We start from the raw sequence: 13,657 nt of genomic DNA on the forward strand, positions 1-13,657 counted from the left end.
CACTTACTCCGCCGTCACAAAATCGATCAGCTCGGCCACACGGCCTTGGCCCTGCAGCACATCGATCTCGCTGCGGCTGTCTGCGCAGGGGCCGTAGACCTTGTCCATGTTGTCGCGCACACGCTGCAGGGCCCCGATGGCTTCTTGCGCATAGTCGACGCCTTGCACCGGCTTGACATAGGCCAGGGTCAGGGCCCGGGGCTGCTGCGCGCCTTTTTCTGCCAAGGCGTAGTGGGCATAGGCCCGGCTGGCATAGCTGTTTTGCTTGCCGCTGGGGCCCACTTTAAGGGCGGCTTCAGTCAGGGCACGCAGGGCTTTTTGGGTCAGGGCCTCGTCGTTGCCGAGGTTCTGTTTGAGCCGGTCGCGGTCAATGCACACGTACTGGTAGAACACGGCTGCGGCAAACCCACTGTCGCCAATGTGGGCTGCCCCCGGATCGCTGAGGTTGAGGTCATCCACCGCAGTGAAGTAGTCGTCCTCAATCGCAGACGCGTGCACCCCGATGGCATGGGCCACCTGCACGGCGGCGTCACTGTTGTGCTCGGTCTTGGCCGCGAGCATGCGACCGAACATGGCGATGTCCACCGCGCTTTGGGTGTGCAGCAAGGCGTCCAGTTCGTCGTCTGTGGGCGCGCGCTTTTCCTGGGCCAGGGTGTTCACCAGGGCCTTCAGAGAGCCGAGTTCTTCAGGCGCCACATGCACCAGTTGCTCGATCTCCAGGGGCTTGTCTTTCTTGACCGCGCCATACACCTTGGCGATCTGGCCCGCCCAGTCTTTGGCCTGCTTGTCGGCCACACCTGCGGCCAGCAGTTGCTCATAGGCTGTGACCCCCAGCAGCTTGGTGCGCGAGCCGATCGAGCCGGCCAACTGCTGCTGAAAAATCTCGGACGTGCGCCAGGCCCGCTTCAGGCTTTGCGAAGACACCCGCAAACGCTCCACCCCGCCCAACCGTGCGGTCTTGGGCTGCCCGGAGTCGTCTCGGTTGAGGTTGGCCGGGGGGTAGGAGATCAGCAGGTGCAGTTGAACAAAACGGGTCATGGCGAAGGCCTCCTTGAAATGATTCGAATTGATGGGACTCGGATGAGGTGATGAGGTGGGCCAGCTCAGCCCTGGGTATCGCTCGGGTCGTTGGCCAGGTCGTCGGCCACCGCGGCCCGGTCGCGAGCCGGCAGGAAGTAGTCGTGTGCCCAGTGAAAACGCACCCCATGCGCCACGCGAAGGTGGGCCTCGCCCTGCTCGCGCTGCCAGGCCAGCAGGTCGTCGGCGAGTTGCACCACATCGGCCTGGCCATTGAGCAACTTGACGGCGCGTCGCCACTGCGTCAGCAGTTCATCGGCCCCCTGGCTGCGTTGCAGGCGGGTGAAGCGCAAGGCGCTCATGCGGCGCCGATCGGGACTGATTTTTTCGCCCAAGTCCACCGCAAGGGTGTGGCGCTCGGCAGGCTCTGATTTCACCAGGGCCAACACACCAGCCACCAGCGCGATCTGCTCATAGGTGGCCGGCACATCGGGCAGCAGCCAGGCTTGCTGTTCACCACGATCTCGGATCAGACGGTGGGCCAGCACATGCACCGCAGGTTCCAGCAAGAGCTCATCCACACCTGGGCACCGGCGCAGGCTGGCCCGTGCCCCCCGCCCCAGCCCCCACAGGTCGGGCGGCAAGGGTTGGGGCTGATCTGCACTCTGAGGCTGCAATGCCTGCCACCACAGCTTCACGGATTGTTGTTGAGCCGGGTTCAGGCTCAGGGTTCTGGGTTTCATGTCCTCTCCTGGTTCACCGGGATGTCTGCCAGCCGGGCAAGCTCCCAGAGTTTTTTCATGGGCTTGGCGTTTTTCAGGTCTTTGAGCAGCTTGGTGCGCGCCTGCACAGCGGGCTCATGGCAAAGTGCATCCTCCGAGCCCACCCAGAAATCAAACAGATTCAAGGCGCTGCGGCGGGTCAGCAACAGCCATTGGCGCGCCAGCGGCGCAACGCGCAGGTCCACATCCTCGGGCTCCAGCGACGCCGAAATCAACACGGCCACCAGCTCGGCCAGCACCGCATAAAAGCCCGCCTCGGTGCCCTGCCAGAAGCTTTGCTGCACCGCCGGATCTGTGGCCGCATCAGCCGGGCGTTTGAAGCGTGCGGCCTTGACCTGGGCGCTGAGGGCCTTGGCCGACTCGGTGGCCACCTCCAAACATTGAATCAAATGGCGCACCAGTGCAGCCTGCTGCTCAGGCGGCACCGCATGCAGGGGCAAGAGGCTGTCGTACCAGCAGCGGGCCTTCATGTTGTCCATGTCGTAGCCCTGGCACCACAAGCGCAGCGGCAGCTTCAACTTTCGGTCGAAGGTGGTTGCCACGACCTTCGCCGCCTGAGGCATTTGGTCTGCACGCCCCAGGGCCAGCCCCAGCCAATGCCGGTAGCCGATGCCGCCGCGCTGGCCTTTCACCGCCAGGGGGGGCTTCTCGTGCTTGGGGTCGAGGTTGTAGGGCGAGAGCGGATGCTGCCAGGCGCCGGTGTAGTTGGTGCCACCATGGCGGGTTCGGTAATGTTGAAACAGGCGCACCCCTGAAGCGCCGCACACCGAGCAGTCGCCCTGGGTGCAGGTGCTGGCGTCCAGCCGCAGGCGCCGGGGCATGCCCCAATAGGCTTGCAAGGGGTGGGCCTTTTCGGGCGTGGTGTCGCCCACGCCCTGGGCATCGCTGGTGCGGGTGGGCAGCAACCAGGGCAGCACCTCGCCCCATTGGCGGGGCTCGGGGTAGTTCAGTTCGTCACTGGGCAAGACATTGAGCCAGAGCCTTTGCCACAGCGTGGCATCCTCCTGGGCCGGCACCAGCAAGGTGGTGAGCGGGCCGCCGCCCCGCACCGAGGTGCGGATGCCACGCCCACCCGGCGGCGCATTGAGTTGCAGAGTGAGCACGGCCAGGGCGGCGCAGTCTTCACAAAGGCCTGGATGGGACTGGGCTTTGTTGAAGTGCCGGTTGCTGTCCGAGCCCGCATCGATCAGCAGATCCAGCACCGGCAGCTGATGGGCATCGGCAGGCAGGGCCAGGTCTTGCAAAAACGCCGGCCCTTCGTTTTCAAGGGCAAAAGCGTCTTGGTAAGGGGCGAACGCCGCGGCCAGGGTTTCAGCGCTGGGTGGCTGATTCCAGCGCGTGCGCCACTCGCGCGCGCTGCTGGGCGCATAAAAGGTTTGGAGGAGGCCAATCAGAAACTGGTAGGCCGCGCTGCGGAAATCGGGGCGGGGGGCATGGAGGTCCAGCAGCGCCGGATCACCCACCCTGCAAGGTGAAATACGGCAGAGGCCCCCAAGGCGATCGCGCGCACCGATCCAAGGCGCTGTGACCAAGTTGCTCATGATTCGACTCCCTGAGTGTCGTTTTATGATGAAGCCGCTTTCCGAGCAGGTCAGGCTTCAGTGGGTCATAGCTTATTGAAGATCTTGTTGATCGCATAGGTCTGCCCAAGCCAAATAGCACACTTCCTGACCTACGGCGAGTTGTGATCCCCCCTCTGTTGAGGGGATGAACCGTGTGCGATCTGGCTTGGGGTCGCCCAACCCGGTGGTTCCCAGCGCTCGCTGGGATTTTGGGGCTCCTGTCGGAGCCTTCAGGGCTTGGAGTTTTCGATAACACCGTGGTGCTAACCACACAAGCCCAACACCGGGTCGTACCGCAACAGCTTGCGACGCCCCTGCGCATCGAGCACCCAGCCCTCCAGCACGCCATCGGCACCAGGGGCCAAGGGCAAGACGGTGGCATCGCCCTCCAGCAAGCGGTTTTGCGAACGCAAAGCGGCCAGCCCTGCTTCAAAGCGCTGCAGCCATTCAGGCGCCAGGGCCTGCAGGCCGGTGGCCCGCAGGCGCAGCGCTGACGACTCCCAGGCGTGGTCCTCATGAGCACGCAAAGGCTGCAACACAGCGGGGTCGCCGGCTTGGCCCATCACCGCCAGGTACACCGTCAAGGTTTCATCGCCCAGGCGGGTGGGCAGGCGCGTGTCTTCATCCCATTGGGCGCTGCTGTCAGTGCAATAGCCTTTGTCGAACTGCAGGGCATTGAACTGGGCCTGGCTTTGATGGGCCAGGTCTTTGCCCTGCTGCTCACGCGAGGCGCGTTGCAGGGCCGAGGGAATGGCCACATCCTCCGCGCCATACACCGCCTCAACCAGGCTGCGCACGGCCCCCGCCTCGCCCACCTGGCCGGGGCTGACGATGGCGCCCGCCGCCCGCAAGGCGCGTGCACCCAACCAGAGCTGCCCCACATCGGGGTAAACGTAGCGCGCCTGGGGGAACAGCGCCGCATACCAGTCGGCCTCCGGCTCCGCCAGGTCCTCGGGCGCCAGCAGGTGCAGCACCGGAGCGGGCCGGTGCTCTTGCCCATCAGTGGCCAAACGCCCGTCCACTTCGCGGGCATGGCGCTGCAAGCGCCCCGCGCGCTGGATGACCAGGTCGATCGGAGCCAGATCGGTCACCATGGCATCGACATCAAAGTCGAGGGATTGCTCCAGCACCTGGGTGCCAATCAGCACCTGGCCTTGGCGGCTGGAGGCCTCCGCGGCTTTGCCGAAGATGGACAACACCCGGTCTTCAATATCGAGCCGGTCACCCATGGCAAAACGGCTGTGAAACAAATGCACGCTCAACTCGGGCGCTGCGGCGCACAAGGCCTGGTAGGCACGGCGTGCATCGCCCACGGTGTTGCGAATCCAGGCCACACAACGCCCCTGCCGCGCCGCTTGCACCAGCAGGGCCACCGCCTGCGCTTCGTCGTGCACAAATGCCACCTGAACCCGACGCACCAGTTGAGGCCGTGTGGCCACTGCCGCCACCGAGCAAGACCGCCCGACCTGGGTGACCAGGGGGTAACGGGCATCGGCAGGCCAGTCCTCTGCGGGCAGGCCCAGCCCGGCGCGGTAGGCGTTCATCAGCTCGCCGCGTGTCGAGGCCGGCAAGGTGGCCGACAGCAAGATCATGCTGCCACCTTGGCGGGCATGGGCCCGCAACAACCGCTTGAGCAGGGTCAGCATGTAGGGGTCATAGGCATGCACTTCGTCCACCAGCAGCACCTTGGCGCTCAGGCCCAGCAAGCGCAACGACTGGTGCCGCGCGGGCAGCACGGCCAGCAGGCATTGGTCCAGGGTGCCGACGCCCACATCAGCCAGCAAGGCTTTCTTGCGATGATCTGCCAGCCATTGATTGCATTGCACCGACGCCGTGCTTTCCGAGTGCCCGTAGGCTTGGTCTCGGCCTTGCTCCGCTTCTTGCAAAAGGCTTTGCCGAAAATCGGCCATCAATTGTCGAGCCCCATGGGCAAGGATCAGCGAGGGCCGCGCCGTGGCCGCATACAGGCGCTGGTACACCTCACCTACCCGTCGGTACATCTGGTTGGCGGTGGCCATGCTGGGCAAGGCGAAATACAAGCCCTGCGCCAGCCCCGCTTCCATCAGGCGCTGCGTGAGGATCAGGGCAGCCTCGGTTTTGCCTGCGCCGGTCACGTCCTCCAGCAAAAACATCTGCGGTCCGGGCTGCAAGGGCAGCTCGGCTCCGTGCCGCTGCAAGGGCGTCGGCGGGTTCAGGTAGGGGAAGAGCGCCAGAGGCTGCGCCGCCCAGTGGCGCACCACTTGCGCCTGCAAGCCTGCCTGTTGAACCGCCTGCTCAGCCTGGGGCAGGGCCTGTTCGCTCCAATACGAGTGCAGGTTTGGCGCAGCGCTGACATAAGGGAAGTGGGCCTGATTCGAGCCCAACCAATCCGCCAGCACCGCCACGCCCGCCAGACGCCAACTGTGGCGGCGCAGTGTCCGCTCCTGCGGGTCGGTGAATTCATCTCGCAACAAGGCACTCAGATCTGCCGGCAACAACAGCGGCAGCAGGGCCTGCACAAAGGCCTGGGCGGCCCGCAAGTCTTCCTGCAAAAAGAAACGACGCCACTCCAGCGCCAACAGGCCACCAGCCTCGCTCTCCAGCGGCGGCTTGCCATGGTGGCCGAACACGGCCTTGACCCAGACCGACCAGAAGGCATCATCCGAAAAAGGCAGGGCCTGCTGCGGAAAATCAGACGCCAAGGCCTGCGTCCACAACAGCCAACCCAGGGTGTCGTGCCGCAGCTCATAGCGTTTGCGCGGGTCTGCGCTCACCAGCTCTGGCGACAGCCCGGGCACCAGCCCCTGAAAAGCTCTGGCGAATTTTCCAAGATCATGCAAGGCCAGAAAGAACACCGCCAATCGTTCCACTGTCGGCAAAGGCCAGGCCAGATCGTCGGCCAGAGGGGCCAGTGAGAACTGAGGCAGTTGCATCAAATGATGACCACACGCAGCCACATCGAGGCTGTGCAAGGCCAGCAGATGGAAGCGTTCTGGCCCCTCTTGAGCGGAAGAGGCTTTACCCCAGTACGCGAAAAAGTCCGCGCCCATCAGACGCGGCTTCTTTGAGCCCGAGGTTCGGGCCCAGCCCACAATGCAGAAGCCTCTGGCAGCCCCAGGCACAGCTTCACATGCTGATCGCCCACAAAAAACCATCTCATCTCAAGCGTCCTCCCTGCCTGTATCTTGCACATCCGAGCGCAATGCAGCCTACGAGCACTTATTTTGAGCGAAGCCCGAGCCTCGATTCCCAAACTCACCACCACCACAGAACCCAACCCGGCAAGAGCTGATCCAGGTTTCTCACTCAACGTCATCCACAGCGGGGCCCAGGGTGAATCTTGATGGCAACATGAGCCCGACCGACGAAGCAGCTTCACTCAGCGAGCCGATGCGCCCTTCAAAAGGCCATCGGCTTTTGCCTTTCACGCTCACAACGAGGCGCGTATGATGTGCAAAATTCTGTACAACACCTGAAGGAGCCGACCATGGCCATTTCTGCCGGTGACGTGATTCCACTGTCGCAAGCCAGGGCGAACCTGTCTGAGTTGGCCGACCAGGTGAGAGCGGGGGCCGAGAAGATCATCACCAAGAACGGTGAGAGCTATGTGGCCATCATCGACGCCCAACGGCTGGACTACTACCACCAGCTTGAGCGCGAACGCATCCACCTGCTGTTGATTGACGACGCGAGCAAAGGCCTTTCAGACGTCGCAGCAGGAAAGACCAAGGATGCGCACAGCACGCTGCGTGCCATCAAGCAGCGCCGCGCGACCAAGGTGGCTGGATAAGAACGGCCTCACTCCGTGACAGCCAAGCACACCGTCAAACTCACTGCCAACTTCGAGCGGAACCTCGATGTGCTTGAGGCCTTCTTGGTCGAAGCCGGGGCTCCGCATGCCTTCGACGCGCTGCTGGACGAGCTGACGGATACCGTCATCCCGAATCTGGAACGCTTCCCCGGCATGGGGCGCTTGCTCCTGGAGAGGCCGACTCGCTCCGTCGAAGTTGCCAACGGCGTTGCTCGCCTGACAAAACAACTCGGCTCCCTCGCCAAGGACGGTGAGCTGCGCGAGTACGTGATGACGCACTACCTGCTGCTGTATGCGCAGATCAAGGGCACGGTCTACTTACTCTCGATTCGCCACCAGCGACAACTTTCATTCGACTTCCAGGCACTTTGGCCTGGCGTCTGACCCTTCAGAGCCCAATGATCGCTGACGGCGGTACTGGGCAGCGGCATGAACAGCCTATCGGACAACCAGCGCCCTATCGTCAATAGACGGGCAGTAGACAGCGGGCGACTCGCCAGCACATTGCTTTTGAATCAAGGACTTCTATCCCCCTGAAACCAGAAAAGCGGGTCGATGGAACGAGGCCCGTCTTCCGTAGCAATGGCACTGCCCATGGCCAAGCGCTGTTGCACCCCAGCAGATGGGCCCATCAAGCCCCGGCCCCCGGGCCACGTTGACGCGCAGCCGCCTTCACCGCCGCCGCCAGTCCCGCCCCCGGGCTGCTGAGCGGCCGAGCCCCTGCCGTGACCAACGCAGCGGCCCCGCTCATCGAAGCCTGGGCCAGCGCCACCACCGAGGCGCCATGGGCATAGGCGCTGTCTGCAGCCTCGGCGAGTATGCGCAGGTAGCCCTCGATATCACCCGCCTTGAACAAGGCCCAGGCGCCCGGCACCAGCTGCACCTCGACCGTGGCACCGGTGGCCTGGGCGGCCTGCTCGAAGAGGCGCGCCGTGGGGCCCAGGGTGGTCTCGACCGCGCAGAGGGCCACGATCTTGCCGCCGGCCTGGGCGGCGGTGGCGGCGGCCGCGGCCAATGCGGCGTCTGTTCTCAGGATGGGGGTGGCGGTGTGGGCCAGGGCGTCGACAGCGGGGCCCAGGGTGGAGCAGGTGAGCAGCACGGCATCAGCCCCCGGGGCCAAGGCCAGCAAGGCCTGCTGGGTGGCTTGGGCGATCTCGTCACGGAGCCCGCCCGCGCGCTCGGCGGCGGCCAGCAGGTCGACCCTCACCTCGTGGCGCAGAACCCCCGTGGGGATGCCCAGCGCCATGGCGGCGGCATCAAACACCGCCACATTGCTTTCGGCGGTGTGGAGACAGGCGATTTTCATGAAACGGTTTACCCCATGTGTGTTGGCTGGGCAGGCGCTTTGGCGGCACGACGGCCACCACGGCCTTCAGGGGGGCAGCTTAGCGGAGCGGGGCTGTTGAATGCTGCGCGCTGAACGGCTCACGCGGTGGGCGATGGGTTGCCGGGCTGCGGCACCGGGGTGTGCAGGGCTGGTTCGGCCGCCGGGCCTTGCGCCTGGGCTGCCTGCCGCAGCTCTTCAGTGGTCTCCCCAGCGCCGCCGGGTCTCCAGCCCGGGGGCCTGAGCAGGTAGCCCAGCACGGCCCTGGCCGAGGGGGCGGCCTTCACATCGCGCCACAGCGCCAGCCAATGCTCAAACTCGATCTTGAACAGGTTGTAGCCCGTGCTGGGTTTGACCAGGCCGTAGCGGATGGGCAGGTCTTGCCGCTCGGGGATGTAGGTGCCAAACAGGCGGTCAAACACGATCAGGACGCCGCCGTAGTTGCCGTCCAGGTAGGTCAGATTGGAGGCATGGTGCACGCGGTGGGCCGAGGGGGTGTTCAAAATCCATTCCAGCGGGCCCAGGCGCGGGATCCAGGTGGTGTGTATCCAGAACTGGTAAAGCAGGTTCAAGGACAACATCACCAGGATCACCCTGGGGGGCATGCCCAGCCAGGGGGCGAGCGTGAAGAACAGCAGGGTGCCGGTGAGTTTGCCCGTCCAGCCGAAGCGGTAGGCTGCCGACAGGTTGAGCTGGTTCGAAGAATGGTGGATGGCGTGGGTGCACCAGAACCAGCGTATGCGGTGGGCGGCGCGGTGGTACCCGTAGTAGCAAAACTCCTGGCCGATGAAGCAGGCGGCCCAGCCGGTCCAATGGTCCATGGGCAGGGTGAAAAGGCGGTGCTCCCAGATCCATTGCATGGCGCCAAACCAGAAGCTCAGCGGCAGGGCCCAGCGCAGAAAGTACTCGCGCACCAGAAAGTCGATCAGCGAGATGCCGGCGGCCTTCCAGTCGTAGGGGCCCCGCCCTTTCCACAGCGACAAGACCACGGCCTCGAGCAGCGAGGCCACCAGCACGGTGACCACGGCAAATTTCAGAACCATCAACATCGCGGACATGGCCACTCCTGCTGGGTTGCATTGGGTGTGCGCGGATTTTGCACCATGGGCGGCAAGCGGCTTGCCCGTGCCACGGGCCTGCACTTGGCCGGGCCAGGTCACAAAGCATGGGGGGGAAGCCTTGAACACCGCCCCTCATGTCGGCACAAGCGCCACGCAGCAGCACAAAGCCCCAGCCCTGTCACCAGAGACGACATGCATGCCAGTCATGCACTTCCTTGCCGTTCGTTTTGTAGATGACAAACCGGACGTATTGACAATTTAAATGGCCACCGTTAAACCTAAGCTGTTGTTTTTATTGATACTTCTTACGACTTTTTGTAGATTTTCAGGTCTGCGTTTGCAGATAATGCGTCAGATTACTTGAGTTCTTTGAGGGAGCCTTGGAGATGTCTGCCTTCCTGCACCACGATCTGGGCCTGCTGAACCCTGCATTCGACTCGCCGCTGGTCGATGTGGTGACTGAACTGGAGTATCTGCGCCGCCTGCAACTGGGCGGCAGCACCCCGGTGCCCGTCTTCTTCCAGCTCAAACACATCTTTCACATGCTGGAGAGCCTGGGCTCTGCCCGCATTGAAGGCAACCACACCACGCTGGCTGACTATGTTGAGAGTCGGCTGGAGGCTCAGCCAGTCAAGCTAAGCGACCCACTGCGCGAGATGGCCAACATCGAAGATGCGATGGGTTTCATCGACGCCCACTTTTCGCCAGGTCAGGATGTGACGGAGCACTTGATTCGTGAACTGCATGCGATGACAGTGCAAGGCCTGGAGCGTGAAGGCGACGACACCCCCGGTGCCTACCGCCCTGGGCCGGTCAAAATTTCGCAGTCTGAGCACCTGCCGCCCGAGGCGGTGGCTGTGCCGCAGTACATGGGAGAACTGGTTCAGTTCATCAATCACCCGCATCCCGCCAAGTACGACCTCATCAAGGTGGCCCTGGCCCACCATCGATTCGCCTGGGTTCACCCCTTCAGCAATGGCAACGGCCGTTGCGTGCGCTTGCTCACGTACACCCTGCTCATCAAGTATGGGTTCAACGTGAAGGCAGGCGGCCGGGTGCTCAACCCCACCGCCATCTTCTGCAACGACCGCGACCAGTACTACGCCATGCTGGGCCGGGCTGACACCGGCACTCAGGAGGGACGCGAAGCCTGGTGCGTCTACGTGCTCAGCGGCATGCTGGATGAGCTTCGCAAGGTGGACCGCCTGACGGATATGAGCTACCTGACCGAACGCATCCTCACGCCCGCGTTGCATCACGCCCGCGAGCGTGAGCTGGTCACGTCGATGGAAGAGCAAATTTTGCTGGCAACGGCCAAGCTGGGCATGGCCAAGGCCAGCGACCTGAAAGACGCCATGCCTGCGTTGAACGAACGCCAGCGCACCTACCAAATCGGCAAGCTCGTGGAACGCGGCATGCTTGCGCCCATTCGTGAAGGGGCCAGGCAATACACGGTGGGCTTTGCCAACAGCTTCTTGATGCGGGGTGTCATCAGAGCGCTCTCAAATGAGGGCTTCATTCCAAACACGTTGAACAACCCCCAATAAACAGAGTAGCCAGGGAAAGGAACAGTTGGTCACTTCGCGCTTCTGAAACGCGAAATCGGACTTTCGCCACACGGCGGCCCGCTGGGGGCATTTCCACTGGCCAAGGTGGCTCAACTGAGCGGGGGGTTGGCAGAGATTCGGAATCGGGTCGTGGTGCGAGCTTGAGCTTGAGCACCCAGCGAATGGGCAAATGGGTGCATCACGGCTGCACGCGTGGGTCACGCAAGTTCTCTCGGCATCACCATGGCCTGGCAGCCCGACCGACGGCCCCCTGCTCCCCTTCAAGGGCCAAGGCAAGCGGGGCCAGGCCCCCAAGAATCGGAAGCGCCGGCCGAGGGGCCTCACATCACATCCCCTCCCCCCGGCTTCAGCCATGCCCCACTGCTTGGTATGTATGAACGGCCAAGGTACTGACTTCGCCGGGGGGGGGGGCGTAGAACCCAGACCTGAAATCCAGCCCCTCGCGAACCGAGTGATATCGGCAGGAGGGCCAACAAAAAAGGGAACGTGTCGAACACGTTCCCTTTTCACGGCACCCCTTGGCTTGGGCGCTTAGCTGATGGCCAATAGCGCCTCAGGCGCCGGTTGACCGATCGATCAAGCCAGCAGCGCATTCACCCGCTTCACATAGGCCGCCGGGTCTTCCGGCAGGCCGCCCTCGGCCAGCAGGGCCTGGTCGAACAGGATGTGGGCCAGGTCGTTGAAGTGCACGCTGCCGTCGAGCTTCTTGACCAGGGGGTGTTCGGCGTTGACTTCGAGCACGGGCTTGGCCTCGGGGGCGCTTTGGCCGGCTTGCTTGAGCATGCGGGCCAGCTGGGTGCTCATGCCGCCGTCTTGCACCACCAGGCAGGCGGGAGAGTCGACCAGGCGGGTGGTCACGCGCACGTCTTCGGCCTTGTCTTTCAGGGCTTCCTTGAGCTTGGCGAGCAGGGGCTTGAAGGCTTCGGCGGCCTCTTCGGCGGCCTTCTTTTCGGCTTCGTCTTGCAGCTTGCCCAGGTCAACCGCGCCCTTGGCCACGCTTTGCAGCGGGGTGCCGTCAAAGTCATGCAGGTAGTTGAGCGACCACTCGTCCACGCGGTCGGTCATCAGCAGCACTTCGATGCCCTTTTTCTTGAACACCTCCAGCTGCGGGCTGTTCTTGGCGGCGGCCAGGTTGTCGGCGGTGATGTAGTAGATGGCGTCTTGGCCTTCCTTCATGCGGGCCTTGTAGTCGGCCAGGCTCACGCTGACGGTGTCGCTCTGGGTGCTGGCGTAGCGCAGCAGCTTGGCCAGGCGCTGGGTGTTGCCAAAGTCTTCGCCCAGGCCTTCTTTCAGCACGGCGCCAAACTCGGCGTAGAAGCTGCTGTACTTGCCTTCCTTGGCCTTGTCGTCGGCATCGACCACGTCGGTCACGCCGTCGGCACCGGGGGTGGCGTCGTGCTTGTCGTGCTTGGCCAGGTCTTCAAGCATGCTCAGCACGCGCTTGGTCGAGCCCTCGCGGATGGCGCGCACGTCGCGGCTTTCCTGCAGCAGCTCGCGGCTCACGTTCAGGGGCAGGTTGGCCGAGTCGATGATGCCCTTCACAAAGCGCAGGTAGGTGGGCATCAGGGCTTCGGCGTCGTCCATGATGAAGACGCGCTTCACGTACAGCTTGACGCCGGCCTTCTTATCGCGGTTCCACAGGTCCATGGGGGCCTTGGCCGGGATGTACAGCAGCTGGGTGTACTCGGTGTTGCCTTCGACGCGGTTGTGCGACCAGGTGAGCGGGTCTTCAAAGTCGTGGCTGATGGCCTTGTAGAACTCGTTGTACTGCTCAGTGGTGATGTCTTTTTTGTTGCGCGTCCACAGGGCGCTGGCCTTGTTCACGGCCTCCCACTCGCCGGTGGGCACCATGCCGCCGGGCTGGTCGTTTTCGCCCTCTTTCCACTCTTCCTTTTCCATCAGGATGGGCAGGCTGATGTGGTCGGAGTACTTGTTGATGACCGACTTGAGCTTCCAGAGGTTGAGGTATTCCTCGGCGTCTTCGCGCAGGTGCAGGGTGATGCTGGTGCCGCGCTGGGCGCGGTCGATGGTTTCCACCTCGAAGTCACCGGTGCCGCCGCTGATCCAGCGCACGCCGTCTGCGGCCGGCAGGCCGGCACGGCGCGATTCGACGGTGATCTTGTCGGCCACGATGAAGCCCGAGTAGAAGCCCACGCCAAACTGGCCGATGAGCTGGGCGTCGGCCTTTTGGTCGCCGCTGAGCTTGCTCACGAAATCTTTGGTGCCGCTCTTGGCGATGGTGCCCAGGTTGTCGATGGCTTCTTGCTGCGACAGGCCGATGCCGTTGTCGGTGATGGTGATGGTGCGGGCGGCTTTGTCGAAGGCCACGCGCACTTCGAGGTTGGGCGCGTCTTCAAACAGGGCGGCGTTGTTCAAGCCCTCAAAACGCAGCTTGTCGCAGGCGTCGCTGGCGTTGGAGATCAGCTCACGCAGGAAGATCTCGGGGTTGGAATACAGCGAGTGCGTGACAAGGTGCAGCAGTTGGGCCACTTCGGCCTGGAATGACAGGGTCTGTTTGCTCATGGTGTTTCTAGGGTGGACTGTTGCAGTAGA

10 protein-coding genes are annotated in these 13,657 nt (G+C 63.5%); 3 read left to right on the forward strand and 7 right to left on the reverse strand.

What is annotated here, in order from left to right:
- Positions 1-3: 3 nt before the first annotated feature.
- The 4 genes from cas7e to F624_RS0125575 form a co-directional block, all read right to left on the reverse strand.
- Entirely contained in the window at positions 4-1,038 is a 1,035-nt protein-coding gene (cas7e, locus tag F624_RS0125560; RefSeq protein WP_019577229.1) for a type I-E CRISPR-associated protein Cas7/Cse4/CasC, read from the reverse strand.
- A gap of 65 nt (positions 1,039-1,103) precedes the next feature.
- Positions 1,104-1,760 carry a type I-E CRISPR-associated protein Cse2/CasB gene (gene casB / locus F624_RS0125565; protein ID WP_051107517.1) on the reverse strand — a complete coding sequence of 219 codons (657 nt, stop codon included), beginning with the start codon at positions 1,758-1,760 and terminating at the stop codon, positions 1,104-1,106.
- Positions 1,757-3,340 (reverse strand): type I-E CRISPR-associated protein Cse1/CasA, encoded by a 1,584-nt coding sequence (gene casA / locus F624_RS0125570; RefSeq protein WP_084679671.1) that lies wholly within the window; start codon positions 3,338-3,340, stop codon positions 1,757-1,759. The genes casB and casA overlap by 4 nt, the downstream gene beginning before the upstream one ends.
- A 284-nt stretch (positions 3,341-3,624) precedes the next feature.
- Entirely contained in the window at positions 3,625-6,390 is a 2,766-nt protein-coding gene (locus F624_RS0125575; protein ID WP_031256281.1) for a CRISPR-associated helicase/endonuclease Cas3, read from the reverse strand.
- A gap of 437 nt (positions 6,391-6,827) precedes the next feature.
- Here F624_RS0125575 and F624_RS0125580 point away from each other — a divergent pair, with 437 nt between their 5' ends.
- Both F624_RS0125580 and F624_RS0125585 read left to right on the forward strand, forming a co-directional pair.
- On the forward strand, positions 6,828-7,130 hold the full coding sequence (locus F624_RS0125580; protein ID WP_019577233.1) for a type II toxin-antitoxin system Phd/YefM family antitoxin: 303 nt from the start codon (positions 6,828-6,830) through the stop codon (positions 7,128-7,130).
- Positions 7,131-7,145: 15 nt separating this feature from the next.
- Positions 7,146-7,535, forward strand: coding sequence for a type II toxin-antitoxin system RelE/ParE family toxin (locus F624_RS0125585; RefSeq protein ID WP_019577234.1), 390 nt, complete (start codon positions 7,146-7,148; stop codon positions 7,533-7,535).
- Positions 7,536-7,782: 247 nt separating this feature from the next.
- On the opposite strand, the gene F624_RS35100 is transcribed toward F624_RS0125585, so the two are convergent.
- Both F624_RS35100 and F624_RS0125595 read right to left on the reverse strand, forming a co-directional pair.
- Positions 7,783-8,457: an aspartate/glutamate racemase family protein gene (locus F624_RS35100; RefSeq protein ID WP_019577235.1), complete on the reverse strand. Its 675-nt coding sequence runs from the start codon at positions 8,455-8,457 to the stop codon at positions 7,783-7,785.
- A gap of 119 nt (positions 8,458-8,576) precedes the next feature.
- The gene (locus F624_RS0125595; protein WP_051107518.1) at positions 8,577-9,533 is read right to left on the reverse strand and encodes a sterol desaturase family protein; all 957 of its coding nucleotides are present in this window, start codon (positions 9,531-9,533) and stop codon (positions 8,577-8,579) included.
- A 389-nt stretch (positions 9,534-9,922) separates the two neighbouring features.
- On the opposite strand from F624_RS0125595, the gene F624_RS0125600 reads away from it, so the two are divergent.
- Positions 9,923-11,083: a Fic family protein gene (locus F624_RS0125600; protein ID WP_019577237.1), complete on the forward strand. Its 1,161-nt coding sequence runs from the start codon at positions 9,923-9,925 to the stop codon at positions 11,081-11,083.
- 597 nt (positions 11,084-11,680) lie between these two features.
- Here the strand turns inward: F624_RS0125600 and htpG are convergent.
- Positions 11,681-13,627, reverse strand: a complete 1,947-nt coding sequence (gene htpG / locus F624_RS0125605) for a molecular chaperone HtpG (RefSeq protein ID WP_019577238.1) — start codon at positions 13,625-13,627, stop codon at positions 11,681-11,683.
- Between the last annotated feature and the right edge of the window lie 30 nt (positions 13,628-13,657).

The sequence above is a fragment of the Curvibacter lanceolatus ATCC 14669 genome (genome assembly GCF_000381265.1).
In the GTDB taxonomy this organism is placed as follows: Bacteria; Pseudomonadota; Gammaproteobacteria; order Burkholderiales; family Burkholderiaceae_C; genus Curvibacter; species Curvibacter lanceolatus.

Coding starts and splice junctions, on each gene's coding strand:
- cas7e (WP_019577229.1), bottom strand. CDS start 1,038: ATGACCCGTTTTGTTCAACTGCACCTGCTGATCTCCTACCCCCCGGCC.
- casB (WP_051107517.1), bottom strand. CDS start 1,760: ATGAAACCCAGAACCCTGAGCCTGAACCCGGCTCAACAACAATCCGTG.
- casA (WP_084679671.1), bottom strand. CDS start 3,340: ATGAGCAACTTGGTCACAGCGCCTTGGATCGGTGCGCGCGATCGCCTT.
- F624_RS0125575 (WP_031256281.1), bottom strand. CDS start 6,390: ATGGGCGCGGACTTTTTCGCGTACTGGGGTAAAGCCTCTTCCGCTCAA.
- F624_RS0125580 (WP_019577233.1), top strand. CDS start 6,828: ATGGCCATTTCTGCCGGTGACGTGATTCCACTGTCGCAAGCCAGGGCG.
- F624_RS35100 (WP_019577235.1), bottom strand. CDS start 8,457: ATGAAAATCGCCTGTCTCCACACCGCCGAAAGCAATGTGGCGGTGTTT.
- F624_RS0125595 (WP_051107518.1), bottom strand. CDS start 9,533: ATGTCCGCGATGTTGATGGTTCTGAAATTTGCCGTGGTCACCGTGCTG.
- F624_RS0125600 (WP_019577237.1), top strand. CDS start 9,923: ATGTCTGCCTTCCTGCACCACGATCTGGGCCTGCTGAACCCTGCATTC.
- htpG (WP_019577238.1), bottom strand. CDS start 13,627: ATGAGCAAACAGACCCTGTCATTCCAGGCCGAAGTGGCCCAACTGCTG.